At 58.7% G+C, this 16,159-nt stretch carries 14 protein-coding genes; 7 read left to right on the top strand and 7 right to left on the bottom strand.

Annotated elements, in window-relative coordinates:
* Position 1: 1 nt before the first annotated feature.
* From nuoI to nuoN, 6 genes are read left to right on the top strand one after another with little or no spacing between them, the layout of a single operon-like run.
* Positions 2 to 550 carry an NADH-quinone oxidoreductase subunit NuoI gene (gene nuoI, locus L9059_RS13985; protein WP_345894357.1) on the top strand — a complete coding sequence of 183 codons (549 nt, stop codon included), beginning with the start codon at positions 2 to 4 and terminating at the stop codon, positions 548 to 550.
* Between the two features lie 9 nt (positions 551 to 559).
* The gene (gene nuoJ, locus L9059_RS13980) at positions 560 to 1,063 is read left to right on the top strand and encodes an NADH-quinone oxidoreductase subunit J (RefSeq protein WP_247291614.1); all 504 of its coding nucleotides are present in this window, start codon (positions 560 to 562) and stop codon (positions 1,061 to 1,063) included.
* Between the two features lie 2 nt (positions 1,064 to 1,065).
* Positions 1,066 to 1,374 (top strand): NADH-quinone oxidoreductase subunit NuoK, encoded by a 309-nt coding sequence (gene nuoK / locus L9059_RS13975; RefSeq protein ID WP_007905077.1) that lies wholly within the window; start codon positions 1,066 to 1,068, stop codon positions 1,372 to 1,374.
* Positions 1,371 to 3,224, top strand: coding sequence for an NADH-quinone oxidoreductase subunit L (gene nuoL, locus L9059_RS13970; RefSeq protein WP_247291613.1), 1,854 nt, complete (start codon positions 1,371 to 1,373; stop codon positions 3,222 to 3,224). Before nuoK ends, nuoL begins: the two co-directional genes overlap by 4 nt.
* 40 nt (positions 3,225 to 3,264) lie before the next feature.
* The gene (nuoM, locus tag L9059_RS13965; RefSeq protein WP_247291612.1) at positions 3,265 to 4,797 is read left to right on the top strand and encodes an NADH-quinone oxidoreductase subunit M; all 1,533 of its coding nucleotides are present in this window, start codon (positions 3,265 to 3,267) and stop codon (positions 4,795 to 4,797) included.
* 7 nt (positions 4,798 to 4,804) lie between these two features.
* The gene (gene nuoN, locus L9059_RS13960) at positions 4,805 to 6,268 is read left to right on the top strand and encodes an NADH-quinone oxidoreductase subunit NuoN (RefSeq protein WP_247291611.1); all 1,464 of its coding nucleotides are present in this window, start codon (positions 4,805 to 4,807) and stop codon (positions 6,266 to 6,268) included.
* 266 nt (positions 6,269 to 6,534) lie between these two features.
* Here the strand turns inward: nuoN and L9059_RS13955 are convergent, their stop codons facing one another.
* The 7 genes from L9059_RS13955 to L9059_RS13925 all read right to left on the bottom strand — a co-directional run bounded on the left by L9059_RS13955 (position 6,535) and on the right by L9059_RS13925 (position 13,836).
* A complete protein-coding gene (locus L9059_RS13955) occupies positions 6,535 to 7,329 on the bottom strand; it encodes a nucleotidyltransferase family protein (protein WP_247291610.1) in 795 nt (264 codons plus the stop codon).
* 569 nt (positions 7,330 to 7,898) lie between these two features.
* Positions 7,899 to 9,641: an ABC transporter substrate-binding protein gene (locus tag L9059_RS13950; protein ID WP_247291609.1), complete on the bottom strand. Its 1,743-nt coding sequence runs from the start codon at positions 9,639 to 9,641 to the stop codon at positions 7,899 to 7,901.
* Between the two features lie 48 nt (positions 9,642 to 9,689).
* On the bottom strand, positions 9,690 to 9,962 hold the full coding sequence (locus tag L9059_RS13945; protein ID WP_247291608.1) for a DUF2160 domain-containing protein: 273 nt from the start codon (positions 9,960 to 9,962) through the stop codon (positions 9,690 to 9,692).
* A 10-nt stretch (positions 9,963 to 9,972) separates the two neighbouring features.
* Positions 9,973 to 10,773 (bottom strand): carbohydrate ABC transporter permease, encoded by an 801-nt coding sequence (locus L9059_RS13940; RefSeq protein ID WP_045062323.1) that lies wholly within the window; start codon positions 10,771 to 10,773, stop codon positions 9,973 to 9,975.
* Between the two features lie 8 nt (positions 10,774 to 10,781).
* On the bottom strand, positions 10,782 to 11,648 hold the full coding sequence (locus L9059_RS13935) for a carbohydrate ABC transporter permease (RefSeq protein WP_247291607.1): 867 nt from the start codon (positions 11,646 to 11,648) through the stop codon (positions 10,782 to 10,784).
* A complete protein-coding gene (locus L9059_RS13930) occupies positions 11,645 to 12,742 on the bottom strand; it encodes an ABC transporter ATP-binding protein (RefSeq protein ID WP_247291606.1) in 1,098 nt (365 codons plus the stop codon). Before L9059_RS13930 ends, L9059_RS13935 begins: the two co-directional genes overlap by 4 nt.
* Positions 12,742 to 13,836: an ABC transporter ATP-binding protein gene (locus tag L9059_RS13925; RefSeq protein WP_247291605.1), complete on the bottom strand. Its 1,095-nt coding sequence runs from the start codon at positions 13,834 to 13,836 to the stop codon at positions 12,742 to 12,744. The genes L9059_RS13930 and L9059_RS13925 overlap by 1 nt, the downstream gene beginning before the upstream one ends.
* 387 nt (positions 13,837 to 14,223) lie before the next feature.
* On the opposite strand from L9059_RS13925, the gene L9059_RS13920 reads away from it, so the two are divergent.
* Positions 14,224 to 16,056, top strand: a complete 1,833-nt coding sequence (locus L9059_RS13920; protein ID WP_247291604.1) for a sigma-54-dependent Fis family transcriptional regulator — start codon at positions 14,224 to 14,226, stop codon at positions 16,054 to 16,056.
* The last annotated feature ends 103 nt before the right edge of the window (positions 16,057 to 16,159 follow it).

The following is a 16,159-nucleotide window of genomic DNA, read 5'->3' as shown; positions in this document are numbered from 1 at the left end:
AATCATGAAGTACATAATTGACATCGTGCATGGCTTCTTCACCCAGCTTCGCAGCCTGGTGATGATCTTCGGCCATGCCTTCCGCAAGCGCGACACGCTGCAGTACCCGGAAGAGCAGGTCTACCTGCCGCCGCGCTACCGTGGTCGTATCGTCCTGACCCGCGACCCTGACGGCGAAGAGCGTTGTGTTGCCTGCAATCTGTGCGCCGTGGCGTGCCCGGTGGGATGTATCTCGCTGCAGAAAGCCGAAACCGAAGACGGTCGCTGGTACCCGGAGTTCTTCCGCATCAACTTCTCGCGCTGCATTTTCTGCGGCCTCTGCGAGGAAGCCTGCCCGACCACCGCGATCCAGCTGACACCGGATTTCGAGATGGCCGAGTTCAAACGTCAGGACCTGGTTTACGAGAAAGAAGATCTGCTGATCTCCGGCCCCGGCAAAAACCCTGATTACAACTTCTATCGTGTTGCAGGTATGGCAATTGCCGGTAAGCCTAAAGGCGCCGCGCAAAATGAAGCCGAACCGATCAACGTGAAGAGCTTGCTGCCTTAAGGAAGAAAGATGGAATTCGCTTTCTATTTCGCATCGGGTATCGCTGTGGTGTCCACGCTTCGCGTGATCACCCACACCAACCCCGTGCACGCCCTGCTCTACCTGATCATTTCGCTGATCGCCGTGGCCATGACGTTTTTCGCCCTCGGCGCGCCGTTTGCCGGCGTCCTGGAAGTGATCGCCTACGCTGGCGCCATCATGGTGCTGTTCGTGTTCGTGGTGATGATGCTGAACCTTGGCCCGGCCTCGGTTCAGCAGGAGCGCGTCTGGCTCAAGCCCGGCATCTGGCTTGGCCCGACCATCCTCGGCATGCTGTTGCTGGTTGAACTGCTGTATGTGCTGTTCGCCCACCAGAGCGGCCAGGCCATCGGCCACACCACCGTAGACGCCAAGGCCGTGGGCATCAGCCTCTTCGGTCCTTACCTGCTGGTGGTCGAACTCGCCTCGATGCTGCTGCTTGCCGCAGCCGTCACGGCATTCCACCTGGGCCGTAACGAGGCGAAGGAGCAATAACTATGCCTGCTATCCCCTTGGAACATGGCCTGGCGGTTGCCGGCATCCTGTTCTGCCTCGGTCTGGTCGGCCTGATGGTCCGCCGCAACATTCTCTTCGTGCTGATGAGCCTGGAGGTCATGATGAATGCCTCCGCTTTGGCCTTCATCGTCGCCGGTAGCCGCTGGGGTCAGCCGGATGGACAGATCATGTTCATCCTGGTGATCAGCCTGGCCGCCGCCGAGGCCAGTATTGGCCTGGCGATTCTGTTGCAGCTGTATCGCCGCTTCCACACTCTCGATATCGACGCTGCCAGCGAGATGCGCGGATGAATCTTCTCTATCTGACTTTCGTATTCCCTCTCATCGGTTTCCTGCTGCTGTCGTTCTCCCGGGGACGCTTTTCGGAAAACCTGTCGGCGCTGATCGGCGTCGGTTCCATCGGCCTGTCTGCCATCGTCTCGGCCTACGTGATCTGGCAATTCAACGTCGCCCCGCCGGAAGGCGGCCATTACACCCAGGTGTTGTGGCAGTGGATGGCGGTGGAAGGCTTCACGCCGAACTTCGCCCTGTACCTGGATGGCCTGTCCGTGACCATGCTTGGCGTGGTGGTGGGCGTCGGCTTTCTGATCCACCTGTTCGCGTCCTGGTACATGCGCGGTGAAGACGGTTACTCGCGCTTCTTCGCTTACACCAACCTGTTTATCGCCAGCATGCTGTTCCTGATCCTGGGCGATAACCTGTTGTTCCTGTACTTCGGCTGGGAAGGCGTGGGCCTGTGCTCATACCTGTTGATCGGTTTCTACTACAGCAACCGCAACAACGGTAACGCGGCACTCAAAGCCTTTATCGTGACCCGCATCGGCGACGTGTTCATGGCCATCGGCCTGTTCATCCTGTTCGTGCAACTGGGCACGCTAAATGTCCAGGAGCTGCTGGTATTGGCACCGCAGAAGTTCCAGGTCGGCGATTTCTGGATCGTCCTGGCGACCCTGATGCTGCTGGGTGGCGCCGTTGGTAAATCCGCGCAACTGCCACTGCAAACCTGGCTGGCGGACGCGATGGCCGGTCCGACTCCGGTGTCGGCACTGATCCACGCCGCGACCATGGTCACCGCCGGTGTCTACCTGATCGCCCGGACCCACGGCCTGTTTGCACTGGCCCCGGACATCCTGCAACTGGTCGGCATCGTCGGCGGTGTGACCCTGGTGCTGGCCGGTTTTGCCGCACTGGTGCAGACCGACATCAAACGTATCCTCGCCTACTCGACCATGAGCCAGATCGGCTACATGTTCCTGGCCCTGGGCGTTGGCGCATGGGATGGCGCGATTTTCCACTTGATGACCCACGCCTTCTTCAAGGCACTGCTGTTCCTTGCTTCCGGCGCGGTAATCGTTGCCTGCCACCACGAGCAGAACATCTTCAAGATGGGCGGCCTGTGGAAGAAACTGCCACTGGCCTACGCCAGCTTCATCGTCGGCGGCGCGGCCTTGTCGGCCCTGCCACTGGTGACCGCAGGCTTCTACTCCAAGGACGAAATCCTCTGGGAAGCGTTCGCCAGCGGCAACCATGGTCTGCTGTATGCAGGTCTGGTCGGCGCGTTCATGACTTCGCTGTACACCTTCCGCCTGATCTTCATCGCGTTCCACGGTGAAGCGAAGACTGAAGCGCACGCCGGTCATGGCATCGCTCACTGGCTGCCCCTGTCGGTGCTGATCGTATTGTCCACCGCCATCGGTGCGATGATCGTTCCACCACTGCACGGCGTGCTGCCGCAAAGCGTCGGGCATGCCGGCGGCGAAGCCAAGCACAGTCTGGAAATCGCTTCGGGCGCCATCGCCCTGGCCGGTATCCTGCTGGCCGCCTTGCTGTTCCTCGGCAAGCGTCGTTTCGTCACTGCAATCGCCAACAGCGGTATCGGCCGCTTCCTTTCGGCCTGGTGGTTCGCTGCCTGGGGCTTCGACTGGATCTACGACAAACTGTTCGTCAAGCCTTACCTGGCAATCAGCCACGTACTGCGCAAAGACCCGCTGGACCAGACCATCGGCCTGATCCCGCGTATGGCCAAGGGCGGTCACACTGCCTTGAGCCGTACCGAAACCGGTCAACTGCGTTGGTACGCGGCCTCGATGGCAGCCGGCTCCGTGCTGGTCATCGGCGCCATCGTGCTGGTAGCGGTCTGAATATGAACCTTGCGAACTTGCGAAAGGAATTGAGCCCGTCATGATTCTGCCTTGGCTAATCCTGATCCCCTTCATCGGCGGCCTGCTGTGCTGGATGGGAGAGCGCTTCGGCGCTACCCTCCCGCGCTGGATTGCGCTGATCACCATGTCCCTGTTGCTCGCTATCGGCCTCTGGCTGTGGGCAACCGGCAACTATTCGTTTGCCCCGGCGCCTGGCGCCGATCCGACCTGGGCGCTTGAGTTCAAGCACACCTGGATCCAGCGCTTCGGCATCAGCGTGCACTTGGCCCTCGACGGCCTGTCGCTGTTGATGATCCTGCTGACCGGCCTGCTGGGTATCCTCTCGGTACTGTGCTCGTGGAAAGAGATTCAACGCCACGTTGGCTTTTTCCACCTGAACCTGATGTGGATCCTGGGCGGTGTCGTCGGCGTGTTCCTCGCCCTCGACCTGTTCATGTTCTTCTTCTTCTGGGAAATGATGCTGGTGCCGATGTACTTCCTCATCGCGCTCTGGGGTCACAGTTCTTCGGACGGCAAGAAAACCCGGATCTACGCGGCGACCAAGTTCTTCATCTTCACCCAGGCTTCCGGCCTGATCATGTTGGTGGCGATCCTCGGTCTGGTACTGGTCAACTTCAACAACACCGGCGTGATTACCTTCAACTACGCCGACCTGTTGAAAACCAAGATGTCGCTCACCACCGAGTACATCCTGATGCTGGGCTTCTTCATCGCCTTCGCGGTGAAGCTGCCAGTCGTGCCGTTCCACTCTTGGTTGCCTGATGCTCACGCCCAGGCGCCTACAGCGGGTTCGGTCGACCTGGCCGGTATCCTGTTGAAAACCGCTGCCTACGGTCTGCTGCGTTTCGCCCTGCCGCTGTTCCCGAATGCTTCGGCCGAGTTCGCGCCGATCGCCATGACCCTGGGTCTGATCGGGATCTTCTACGGTGCTTTCCTGGCATTCGCGCAAACCGACATCAAGCGTCTGATCGCCTTCTCGTCCGTTTCCCACATGGGTTTCGTCCTGATCGGCATCTACTCCGGCAGCCAGCTCGCGCTGCAGGGCGCAGTGATGCAGATGCTGGCTCACGGCGTTTCGGCCGCTGCACTGTTTATCCTCAGTGGTCAGCTGTACGAACGCACCCATACCCGCGACATGCGTCAGATGGGTGGCCTGTGGTCGAAGATTGCCTACCTGCCCGCCATCAGCCTGTTCTTCGCTGCCGCGTCCTTGGGCTTGCCGGGCACCGGTAACTTTGTGGGCGAGTTCCTGATCCTGCTCGGCACGTTCGCCAGCGCTCCATGGATCACATCGATTGCCACGACCGGCCTGGTGTTTGGTTCGGTGTACTCGCTGATCATGATTCACCGTGCCTACTTCGGCCCCTCCAAATCGGACGCGGTGCTGCATGGCATGGATGCTCGCGAACTGATCATGGTGCTGGGCCTGGCGGTACTGCTGATTTACCTCGGCGTGTACCCGCAACCGTTCCTCGATACCTCTGCCGCCACGATGCATGGCGTGCAGCAATGGCTCAGTACCGCCTTCACTCAACTCGCTTCGGCCCGGTAAGAGCGCTATGGAATTCACGACTCAACACTTTATCGCGCTGGCGCCGCTGTTGATCACCACCGTCACGATCATCGTGGTGATGCTGGCGATTGCCTGGCGCCGTAACCACTCGCAGACCTTCCTGATTTCGGTGGCAGGTCTGAACCTGGCGCTGCTGTCGATCCTGCCTGCCCTGAAAGTTGCGCCCCTGGCCGTGACTCCGTTGCTGCAGATCGATAGCTTCGCGTGCTTGTATATGGCGCTGATCCTGGTCGCCACCCTCGCCTGTGTGACCCTCGCCCACGCCTACCTTGGCGATGGGGGTTCGGGTTACCCGGGCAACCGTGAAGAACTTTACCTGCTGATCCTGATGTCCGCCCTGGGCGGCCTGGTCCTGGTCAGCGCGCAGCACCTGGCCGGCTTGTTCATCGGTCTGGAACTGCTCTCGGTGCCGGTCTACGGTCTGGTGGCTTACGCCTTCTTCAACAAGCGTTCTCTGGAAGCCGGCATCAAGTACATGGTGCTGTCGGCAGCCGGTTCCGCGTTCCTGTTGTTCGGTATGGCTCTGCTCTACGCCGACTCCGGTAGCCTGAGCTTCGTCGGTATCGGCCAGGCCCTGGCGGCTACCGGCCTGCCAAGCTCGCTGGCGCAACTGGGCCTGGGCATGATGCTGGTCGGCCTGGCGTTCAAGCTGTCGCTGGTACCGTTCCACCTCTGGACTCCAGACGTCTACGAAGGTGCTCCGGCACCGGTGGCTGCGTTCCTGGCCACCGCTTCGAAAGTCGCCGTGTTCGCGGTGATGGTGCGCCTGTTCCAGATCTCGCCAGCGGCGAGCAGTGGCGTGCTCAGCGACGTACTGACCATCATCGCCATCGCCTCGATCCTGTTCGGTAACCTGCTGGCCCTGACCCAGAGCAACCTCAAGCGTCTGCTGGGTTACTCGTCCATCGCGCACTTCGGCTACCTGCTGATCGCCCTGGTGGCGAGCAAGGGTCTGGCCGTGGAAGCCATCGGCGTGTACCTGGTCACCTACGTCATCACCAGCCTCGGCGCCTTCGGCGTGATCACGCTGATGTCCTCGCCGTACAACGGCCGTGACGCCGATGCCCTGTACGAATACCGCGGCCTGTTCTGGCGCCGTCCTTACCTGACTGCGGTACTGACCGTGATGATGCTGTCCCTGGCCGGTATCCCGCTGACTGCGGGCTTCATCGGCAAGTTCTACATCATCGCTACCGGTGTCGAGTCGCACCAATGGTGGCTGGTCGGTTCCCTGGTACTGGGCAGCGCCATCGGCGTCTTCTACTACCTGCGCGTCATGGTCACGCTGTTCCTGATCGAACCAAACCTGCGTCGCCACGATGCGCAACTGCACTGGGAACAACGTGCAGGCGGTGTGATGCTGCTGGCCATCGCGGTGGTCGCCTTCTTCCTCGGCGTGTACCCACAGCCGTTGCTGAGCCTGGTTCAGCAGGCGGTATTGGCGGGTTGATCGCTTAGCGGTAATCGGTAGAAAACAAACGGCGCCTTCGGGTGCCGTTTTTTGTGGCGAGGGAGCTTGCTCCCGCTGGACTCCCCAGCGCCCCGTTCGAGTGGAACCGGTGGGCCATGCACATCAGGATAAGCGTACGTTGGGGGCAGGTTCCCGTTTTTTGGGTATGGCAGCATGCGTTGTGGGCGGGTTAATCATAGCCAAGCGCATGCCCATCCAGCTATGGCTGAAACCTGTCTGCTTAGAGGTTTAGAAGCGCCATCACGCTATCCTTTAGGTAGGGTACCGCGACGTGCTTGCCGCTCGAGCATCCAGTCAATAAAGGATCTGAGGTTCGTCGAAAAAGTATTTGCTTCGGAGTCTGGCACCCTTGCATGCCTCAGGAAATATTCAATTTCATGTTTCATTTCTGGAGCGACTCGTAAAAAGAGCTCTACATAATCCTCAAGTGAGAGAGGCCACGATTGTTCCTGATCCAGACGCAGAATGTTCGTCGACCTGATGAGTTTTCGGGACGCCTCCCGCTGCAAGCGCAGTAGTTGCTCGGTGTCAGTCGTACACTCAATCGACGTGGCGTATTGCCTTAGCACCCGAGCGAAATCGCCGTTGACTGCCATTGCGATCTCGCGTGAGGGCTTAAAACGTTGAAACTCGCTGCTAAGGTCACTCCCCCATACACACCGGCAATGATGTTTTAGCCAGTAGCCCCAGCTAAAATGGTTCTCAGGAGCCAGAGTTTCAGTGCGAGTTCCTACATCGAAATCAATCTTGGTGACTTCTGGATGTCGTTCCTCTAACTCATCCTTTATACGCTCTAGCTGGCTGTTATAAAGTTCAATTTGACCATTGATCAGCAGGGTCACATCCAGGTCTGACTCACCTGGTCTCGCTTGTCCGCGGGCAACGCTGCCATATAGGTAGATGCTATCTACTACCGTCCCGAGCGCCTCGACCAAGGTCGAGCAGACATCTCCGACAACACTCTCAAACTCTGGTTGGAGATTGACAGCTGGCATGGTCTTAATAAATCCCCCAACATCTGTGCCATTACCCTTATCCATGAAAACTGTCCGATTGGTTAGCGACGGTAGTGATCGTTCGATGAGCTGAAACCGGAGTTGAAAAAAGACGGTAGACCGCGTGTTGGAAGCAATGCAATAGAATAGACCAATGATCGATTAGGAATTGTCGCAATAACAAACGAAAAATTTCCTAAAGCGGAATTTTCAAGAGTGTAACTTTCCGTGAGATACAAGCGCGCTTTATGTGGTATTTTCTCGATCGAGCGTAGCCCAATAGGCAGACTAAAAAGCTTCCCGAAGAGTGCGACGCCCCTCTGTCTGATGACATACATGAAGATTTCGAAGGCTCCCACGAATAAGATTTATGTTCCGGGCGGTTAGCCAACTCAGCGATCAGCGTTTCTGACAGATGTTTGTTCGGCTAGAGAAATTGGGCGCATGGGATGGCCTCTTCGCGGGCAAGCCCGCTCCCACAATGACTCGTGGTGTATGCACCTACTGCGACTGACGCAATACCTGTGGGAGCGGGCTTGCCAGCGATAGCGATGAGCCAGGCACTAACAAAAACGGCACCTTGCGGTGCCGTTCGTATTTTAAGGTCCTGCCGTTTACTTACGCGCATCCGCCCAGGATTTCAGCAGTTCGTTGTAGTTCACGGTTTCGCCCTTGGGCTTCTCGTTCGCCAGTTTCGGCTTCGGCGCACCCGGCTGGTCAAACCAGTACTGCGCATCCCGCTCCGGGTTCATCTTCGGCCCGCACACCGGCTGTGCCTTGGAGCGCTCGAGCCGGGTCATGATCGCGTCCTGATCCTTGGCCAAACCGTCCAGCGCCTGTTGCGGGGTTTTCTCGCCGCTGGCCGCTTCGGCAATGTGGCTCCACCACAGTTGTGCCAGGCGTGGATAGTCCGGTACGTTGGTCCCGGTCGGGGTCCACTGCACACGGGCCGGGCTGCGATAGAACTCCACCAGGCCGCCGAGTTTAGGCGCGAGGTCGGTCATGGCTTGCGAGTTGATGTCCGACTCGCGAATAGGCGTCAGGCCGACGATGGTTTTCTTCAGCGAAACGGTTTTCGAGGTCACGAACTGCGCGTACAGCCAGGCCGCGAGTTTTTGTTTTTCAGGCGTCGACTTCATGAACGTCCAGGACCCCACATCCTGATACCCCAGCTTCATGCCCTCTTCCCAGTACGGCCCACGTGGCGACGGAGCCATGCGCCATTTCGGCGTGCCGTCGGCGTTTACTACCGGCAAGCCCGGTTTGGTCATGTCGGCGGTAAAGGCGGTGTACCAGAAAATCTGCTGGGCGATGTTGCCCTGGGACGGCACCGGCCCGGATTCGGAGAACGTCATGCCCGCCGCTTCAGGTGGTGCGTAGGCCTTCATCCAGTCGACGTATTTCTGCGTCGCATAAACCGCTGCCGGGCCGTTGGTGTCGCCGCCACGGGTCACGCTGGAACCGACCGGATGACAGTCCTCGACGCGGATGCCCCACTCGTCCACCGGCAAGCCATTGGGGATCCCCTTGTCGCCGCCACCGGCCATGGAGAACCAGGCATCGGTGAAGCGCCAGCCCAGGGACGGGTCTTTCTTGCCGTAGTCCATGTGCCCGTAGATCCGCTTGCCGTCGATTTCCTTGACGTCTTCGCTGAAGAACTTGGCGATGTCTTCATAAGCCGACCAGTTCACTGGTACGCCCAACTCATAGCCGTACTTTTCCTTGAACTTGGCTTTCAGGTCCGGGCGCTCAAACCAGTCGGCGCGGAACCAGTAGAGGTTAGCGAACTGTTGGTCTGGCAGTTGATAGATTTTGCCGTCCGGAGCGGTTGTGAAGGAGATACCGATGAAATCCTTGATGTCCAGGGTCGGCGAGGTGAAGTCCTTGCCTTCGTTGGCCATCAGGTCTGTGATTGATTCAGTCTTGCCGTAGCGGAAATGTGTACCGATCAAATCCGAGTCGTTGACCCAACCGTCATAGATGCTCTTGTCCGACTGCATGACGGTTTGCAGCTTCTCCACCACATCGCCTTCCTGCAGCAGGTCGTGGGTCAGCTTGATCCCGGTGATCTCGGTAAAGGCCTTGGCCAATACCTTGGACTCGTATTCGTGGGTGGTCAGGGTTTCCGAGACCACTTTGATATTCATCCCGCGAAACGGTTCGGCAGCCTTGATGAACCACTTCAGTTCTTCGAGCTGCTGCTCTGGCGTCAGCGTGGACGGTTTGAACTCGCTGCCAATCCACTTCTTCGCGGCGTCTTCATAGGCATCGGCCCAGGCCGCAGCGCTCAACCCGCTGAGTGCCAGCATGGCTGCCAATGAAACGCTATGTCGCAGCTTATTGTTTTTGTCGAACATAGAGACCTCCTGTTTGAGTTTTGGAGCAACTTTGCCGAGCGATGTCGACTAGCCCCAGCGCATCACAGCCAACAGCCACACCAGGGACAACGCGGACGCTACCCAGATGCTCCAGTCGGTTGCGCCAATCACCAGCAAATGCAGGTAAGCGCTACCGAGAAGACCGATAAACAGCCGATCGCCACGGGTGGTGGCAATCGGTAAAAAACCCCGACGAAGAACGCTCGGCGAACGCAGTTCCCAAGTCGTCATGCCCACCAGGATCAGGCCGATGACGATGAAAAACGCCGCGGTGGGGACAGTCCAGCTCATCCATTCCATCATCAGCTCCTTATACCCGGCCCAGGGCAAAGCCCTTGGCCACGTGGTTGCGCACAAACCAGATCACCAGCATGCCCGGCAGGATGGTCAGTACTCCTGCCGCCGCCAGCACGCCCCAGTCGATACCGGAGGCGGAAACCGTGCGGGTCATCACCGCCGCAATGGGCTTGGCGTTCACCGAGGTCAGGGTGCGCGCCAGCAATAGCTCGACCCAGGAAAACATGAAGCAGAAAAAGGCGGTGACACCGATCCCCGAGCCGATCAGCGGGATGAAGATCTTCACGAAGAACTTGGGAAAACTGTAGCCGTCGATGTAGGCCGTTTCGTCGATTTCCTTGGGCACCCCGGACATGAAGCCTTCAAGTATCCACACCGCCAGCGGCACGTTGAACAGACAGTGCGCCAGGGCCACGGCGATGTGCGTATCGAACAGACCAATCGAGGAATACAGCTGGAAGAACGGCAGCAGGAAAACGGCTGGGGGGGCCATGCGGTTGGTCAGCAGCCAGAAGAACAGGTGCTTGTCGCCCAGGAAGCGATAACGCGAGAACGCATAGGCCGCCGGCAGCGCCACGCTCAGGGAAATCACCGTGTTCAGGCTCACGTAATACAGCGAGTTGAGGTAGCCGGTGTACCAGGCCGGGTCAGTGAAGATGACCTTGTAGTTGGCCAAGGTGAAATCCTGCGGAAACAGGGTCAGGCCGCTGAGGATTTCGGTGTTGCTCTTGAAGGACATGTTCAGCAGCCAGTAAATCGGCACAAGCAGGAACAGGATGTAGATCAGCAACGGAATCAGCTTTCTTTTGCTCATGGCAGACCTCAGCGGTTGGCGTCAGAGTGAGTCATGGCGGTGTAGAACAGCCAGGACACCAACAGGATGATCAGGAAGTACACCAGCGAGAAAGCCGCAGCCGGGCCGAGGTCGAACTGGCCGATCGCCATCTGCGTCAGGGTCTGGCTGAGGAAGGTGGTGGCATTACCCGGACCACCGCCCGTCAGCACGAACGGCTCGGTGTAGATCATGAAGCTGTCCATGAAGCGCAGCATCACCGCGATCAGCAGTACGCTTTTCAGTTTGGGTAGCTGGATATGGCGGAACACCGCCCAGGCCGAGGCCCGATCGATCCGTGCCGCCTGGTAGTACACGTCCGGGATCGCCCGCAGGCCGGAAAAGCACAGCAGCGCCACCAGCGAAGTCCAGTGCCAGACGTCCATCACCAGCACGGTGACCCAGGCGTCCATGGTGTTCGCGGCATAGTTGTAGCTGATGCCCATGGCGTTGAGGCTCGAACCCAGCAGGCCGATGTCGGCCCTGCCGAAGATCTGCCAGATGGTGCCCACCACGTTCCACGGGATCAACAACGGTATCGCCAGGATGATCAGTACCAGCGACGACCAGCGCCCCTTGGTCGGCATGGTCAGGGCTATGGCGATGCCCAAAGGGATTTCAATCAGCAGCACACAACCGGAGTAGATGAACTGGCGCAGCAACGAGTCATGCAGCCGCGGATCCAGCAGCACCTGCTTGTACCATTCGGCGCCGACAAAATAGCGGCTGGATTGATCAAAGATATCCTGCACCGAATAGTTCACTACGGTCATCATCGGGATCACGGCACTGAATGCCACCAGCAGGAATACCGGCAACACCAGCCACCAGGCCTTGTTGTTCTGCACCTTGTTCATGGCTGCGTCTCCAGCAGGTAGTCATCGGCGTAGACCATCAACCACTGGGCCGGAAAACTGATGAAAGCAGTGCCTTGCGGCACCGGTTTATCTTCGGCCAGGCGCACTTTCAGCGGTGCGCCGTCGAGGTTCAAGGTCATGATCTTGTAGGTGCCGAGGTCCTCGACGTGTACGACTTGCGCCTGCATCGCGTCATCGAACGGCTCGTCCCACACATGGATGAACTCCGGACGGATGCCAACCTTCAGGGTGTGCCATTCGGATTCGGCGATACGCTGCTGTTGCGCTTCGGACAACGGAAGGTGGGTCGAGGCAAACCCGACACCCCCCGGCTGCGGCTGCACGTCGATCAGGTTCATCCCAGGGCTGCCGATGAAGTAGCCGACAAAAGTATGGCTCGGCCGCTCGAACAGTTCCCTCGGCGTACCGAACTGCACGATCTGGCCGCCATACATCACTGCGATCTTGTCGGCAAAAGTCGAGGCCTCCAGTTGATCGTGGGTGACGTAGACCATGGTGATGTTGAACTGCTCATGGATCTGCTTGAGCTTGCGCCGCAGCTTCCACTTCAAGTGCGGGTCGATCACCGTCAGCGGCTCATCGAACAGGATCGCCGAGACGTCATCGCGAACCAGCCCGCGACCCATGGAGACTTTCTGTTTTTCATCAGCGGTGAGGTTGCGCGCCTTCTTTCCCAGTAACGCCTGCAGGTCGAGGACTTCGGCGATCTCCTGCACCTTGCTGTGAATTTTCGCTTCGGCCATGCCCTGGTTACGCAACGGAAAGGCCAGGTTGTCGAACACCGTCATGGTGTCGTAGACCACCGGAAACTGGAACACCTGAGCGATGTTGCGCTTCTCCGGGGTCAGGTCGTTGACCACTTTTCCGTTAAACAGCACCTGGCCTTGGGACGGGCTGAGGAGGCCGGAAATAATGTTGAGCAAGGTCGACTTGCCGCAACCCGAGGGGCCGAGCAATGCGTAGGCGCCACCCTGCTCCCAGATGTGATCCATTTCGCGGATCGCGTAGTCCCCGGGGCCGCTGGGCGTGCGGGTATAGCTGTGGGCAAGGTTCTGCAAACGGATCTCAGCCATCAGGCAACCCTCGCGATACGCCGTCCCGGTGCCTGGACCAAGCGGCCCTGCACATCGAACACAAACAGTTTATGGGTCGGGATATAGATGCGAATCGGCGCGTCGACGTCGTATTCGTGAACCCCGGGCAAGTGCAGCACCAGCAGGAAATGTTCGTTACGCACGTGCAGGAAGGTTTCCGATCCACTTATTTCCGCCACCTCGACCGATACCGCAAGTTCCAGGTCATCGTCATTGCTCGGCACCAGCGAAATATGGCTGGGCCGCACGCCAAATCGGTATTCACCCTCACCGACCTGACGCAGGTCGACGTTGAGCGGGAAGTGCACAAAGTTGGCAAAGCTCACTTCATTGCCGGCAATGCGCCCCGGCATCAGGTTGATCGGCGGCTCGGAGAACAGCTCGGCCGCCAATACGCTCTGCGGCTGGTGATAGACCTCGGACGACTTGCCGCTCTGGATCACCCGGCCTTCGTGAAGAATGGTCGTGGTGCCACCCAGCGCCAACGCTTCATTGGGTTCGGTGGTGGCGTAAATCGCAATAGTGTGTCGGGCCTTGAACAGCTCGCGCATTTCCTGGCGCAGCTCTTCTCGCAACTTGTAATCGAGGTTGACCAGCGGCTCGTCGAACAAGATCAGTTCGGCGTCCTTGACCAGGGCACGAGCCATGGCAGTGCGTTGTTGCTGGCCGCCAGAGAGTTCGAGTGGATAGCGCTGGAGGAACTTCTCGATGCGCAGCATCTTCGCCGTTTCCTGAACCTTGCTCTCGATCAGCTCCCTGGACACCCCTGCCTGGCGCAAGGGGGAGGCGATGTTCTCGAATACGGTCATGGTCGGGTAGTTGATGAACTGCTGATAGACCATCGACACGTTGCGCAGGCGAACCGGGCGCTGGGTGACGTCGACGCCGTTCATCAGGATGCGCCCGCTGTCGGGCTTGTCCAGGCCAGCCATCAGGCGCATCAGGCTGGTTTTGCCGGAAAGCGTGCGACCAAGCAGAACGTTGAAAGAACCGGGTTCGAAATTCAGGCACGCGTCGTCGATCCAGGTCTGGCCCTCGACGGTGCGGCTGACGTGCTCCAGGGTTAATGACATGGCTCGGCCTTTTTATTATTGGAGTCAAGCGACCCAGGCTGTAGAGCGAGTTTCGTGCCAGGAAATGCAAGTTGTTGTTCCATCGGGAAAAACGTTGAAATCTCGACGGGCCGAATTTCGATGCTGAACAGAAATGAACAACTGCGAGTGAACAATTGAACAGCTGGCTGGTTGACAATGAACAATAGTGAACAACACTCTATGAATGCTTTTTACCTTCCGCGACGAAGGCCTGAGATACGCAACCTGTGGGAGCGAGCCTGCTCGCGATAGCGTGAGGTCAGCCAGCATTCATGTCGGCTGGCACGCCCTCATCGCGAGCAGGCTCGCTCCCACAAGGGGAATACCTATAAAAACAATAAAAGCTTTGCTCAGAGATCGACTGCCATGGCCGCACCCGCCTTGCCGCTCTCCCACGACGCCATCATCCAGGACTCCTGGTCCAGGTGCCGGGCGTTTGGCCTCAATCACCAAAGCATCCCGGCATTCGATCAGTTGCCGGCCGCAGGCATTGCGCAACTCCTGGAGAGCCAGCATTCGCTGGTGCAGACCACCCACCAGGAAGTCCTGCCCTACTACGAGAACATCCTCAGCAACTCCAACTGCCTGATCCTGCTCGCCGACAACCAGGGCCAGGTGCTGACATCCTGGGGGACCCAGCGATTTATCGAGCCGAAATTGACCCGAGGTTTCAGCGCTGGAGCCAGCTGGGTGGAACGCTGCAGCGGGACCAATGCAATTGGCACCGCGCTGGCCTGTGAGCAGGCGGTGCATATCGAACACGATGAGCACTTTCTCAAGGCCAACCGCTTCATGACCGGCTCCGCAGCGCCGATCTTTGATGCCGAGCGTAAAGTGATCGCGGTCCTGGATGTGTCCAGTGACAGCTACCTGCCGCCGTCACACACCTTAGGCATGGTCAAGATGATGAGTCAGACCGTGGAAAACCGGCTGATTCTCAACCTGTTCCACGGCCAGCACTTTCAACTGACCTTCAACACCGGTTTGAACAACCTCGACAGCCAGTGGGCCGGGTTGCTGATTTTTGATGAGACCGGCCAGGTGCTTTCGGCCAATCGACGGGCTGACAATCTGCTCGGCATCAGCCTGTCGCGAGTGAGCATCGAGAGCCTGTTCAAGGTGTCATTACTGGAGCTGTTGAATCAGCCCGATGACTTGCCGTTTGCCCTGCAAACCTCGGGACGCAATCGCTTTCAATGCCTGTTGAAACGACCCAAACAGGTGCCGATCAAGGCTCGGGTATTCGTCGAGCAGCCAGCAGCGTCATCGGCTGCCATCAGTCTTAATACCTTGCACTTTGGCGACAGCCGGGTGGAGAAAGCCGTGCGCCAGGCCGAGCGGTTGCTGGAAAAGGACATTCCGCTGCTGATCCACGGCGAGACTGGAGTGGGCAAGGAGGTCTTCGTCAAGGCATTGCATCAGGCCAGCTCCCGCAGTAAACAAGCGTTTATCGCGGTGAACTGTGCAGCAATCCCCGCCGAACTGGTGGAGTCGGAACTGTTCGGCTACGAGAAAGGCGCGTTTACTGGCGCCAACCAGAAAGGCAGCATCGGGCTGATCCGCAAAGCCGACAAAGGCACCCTGTTCCTTGATGAAATCGGTGACATGCCGCTGCCCACCCAGGCTCGGCTATTGCGGGTGTTGCAGGAGCGTTGCGTGCAACCGGTGGGCAGCAGTGAATTGTTCCCGGTGGATATCCGGATTATTTCGGCGACCAACCGCTCGTTGCGCGAGCAGGTGCAGTTGGGCCGTTTTCGCGAAGATTTGTACTACCGCATCGGCGGCTTGACCCTGGAGTTGCCGCCCTTGAGAGAACGCAGTGACAAGCGGGAGCTGTTCAAGCGGTTGTGGGAACAGCATCGTGAGCCTTCGCAATGGGCGGGTTTGAGTCGTGAGGTGCTGGAGTTGTTTGGTCGCCACCCGTGGCCGGGGAATTTGCGCCAGGTCAGCAGCGTGATGCAGGTGGCATTGGCGATGGCCGAAGAGCAGCCGGTGCGGCCGGAGCATTTGCCGGATGATTTTTTTGTCGATCTGGAGATGGAGCCGGTTGAATTGGATGAACCGTTGGCGGTGGATTTGAATGATGTGGAGGAGTTGAATCGGCAGTTGCAGGCGCTGGGGGGGAATATTTCGCATCTGGCCCGCAGGCTCGGAGTAAGCCGTAATACCCTCTACAAGCGGCTGCGTCAGGCTGAATGACAGGTGAACCGCACCGGCGGTGTTCGACTGGCGCCAACAGACATGCAGCTACCCGAAAAACAAAAACCCGCACAAGGCGGGTTTTGTTTGTAGCAAGCACAGC

The sequence above is a fragment of the Pseudomonas violetae genome (assembly GCF_023072615.1).
GTDB classification, from domain to species: Bacteria; Pseudomonadota; Gammaproteobacteria; order Pseudomonadales; family Pseudomonadaceae; genus Aquipseudomonas; species Aquipseudomonas violetae.
Note: the sequence above shows the minus strand (reverse complement) of the source record. Positions and strands in the feature narration are given on the sequence as shown.

Excerpts from the sequence above, each read along its gene's own strand:
- nuoN (WP_247291611.1), top strand. The coding sequence starts at position 4,805 with ATGGAATTCACGACTCAACACTTTATCGCGCTGGCGCCGCTGTTGATC.
- L9059_RS13955 (WP_247291610.1), bottom strand. The coding sequence starts at position 7,329 with ATGGATAAGGGTAATGGCACAGATGTTGGGGGATTTATTAAGACCATG.
- nuoL (WP_247291613.1), top strand. The coding sequence starts at position 1,371 with ATGAATCTTCTCTATCTGACTTTCGTATTCCCTCTCATCGGTTTCCTG.
- L9059_RS13945 (WP_247291608.1), bottom strand. The coding sequence starts at position 9,962 with ATGGAATGGATGAGCTGGACTGTCCCCACCGCGGCGTTTTTCATCGTC.
- L9059_RS13930 (WP_247291606.1), bottom strand. The coding sequence starts at position 12,742 with ATGGCTGAGATCCGTTTGCAGAACCTTGCCCACAGCTATACCCGCACG.
- nuoJ (WP_247291614.1), top strand. The coding sequence starts at position 560 with ATGGAATTCGCTTTCTATTTCGCATCGGGTATCGCTGTGGTGTCCACG.
- nuoK (WP_007905077.1), top strand. The coding sequence starts at position 1,066 with ATGCCTGCTATCCCCTTGGAACATGGCCTGGCGGTTGCCGGCATCCTG.
- L9059_RS13925 (WP_247291605.1), bottom strand. The coding sequence starts at position 13,836 with ATGTCATTAACCCTGGAGCACGTCAGCCGCACCGTCGAGGGCCAGACC.
- L9059_RS13940 (WP_045062323.1), bottom strand. The coding sequence starts at position 10,773 with ATGAGCAAAAGAAAGCTGATTCCGTTGCTGATCTACATCCTGTTCCTG.
- L9059_RS13920 (WP_247291604.1), top strand. The coding sequence starts at position 14,224 with ATGGCCGCACCCGCCTTGCCGCTCTCCCACGACGCCATCATCCAGGAC.
- nuoM (WP_247291612.1), top strand. The coding sequence starts at position 3,265 with ATGATTCTGCCTTGGCTAATCCTGATCCCCTTCATCGGCGGCCTGCTG.
- L9059_RS13935 (WP_247291607.1), bottom strand. The coding sequence starts at position 11,648 with ATGAACAAGGTGCAGAACAACAAGGCCTGGTGGCTGGTGTTGCCGGTA.
- L9059_RS13950 (WP_247291609.1), bottom strand. The coding sequence starts at position 9,641 with ATGTTCGACAAAAACAATAAGCTGCGACATAGCGTTTCATTGGCAGCC.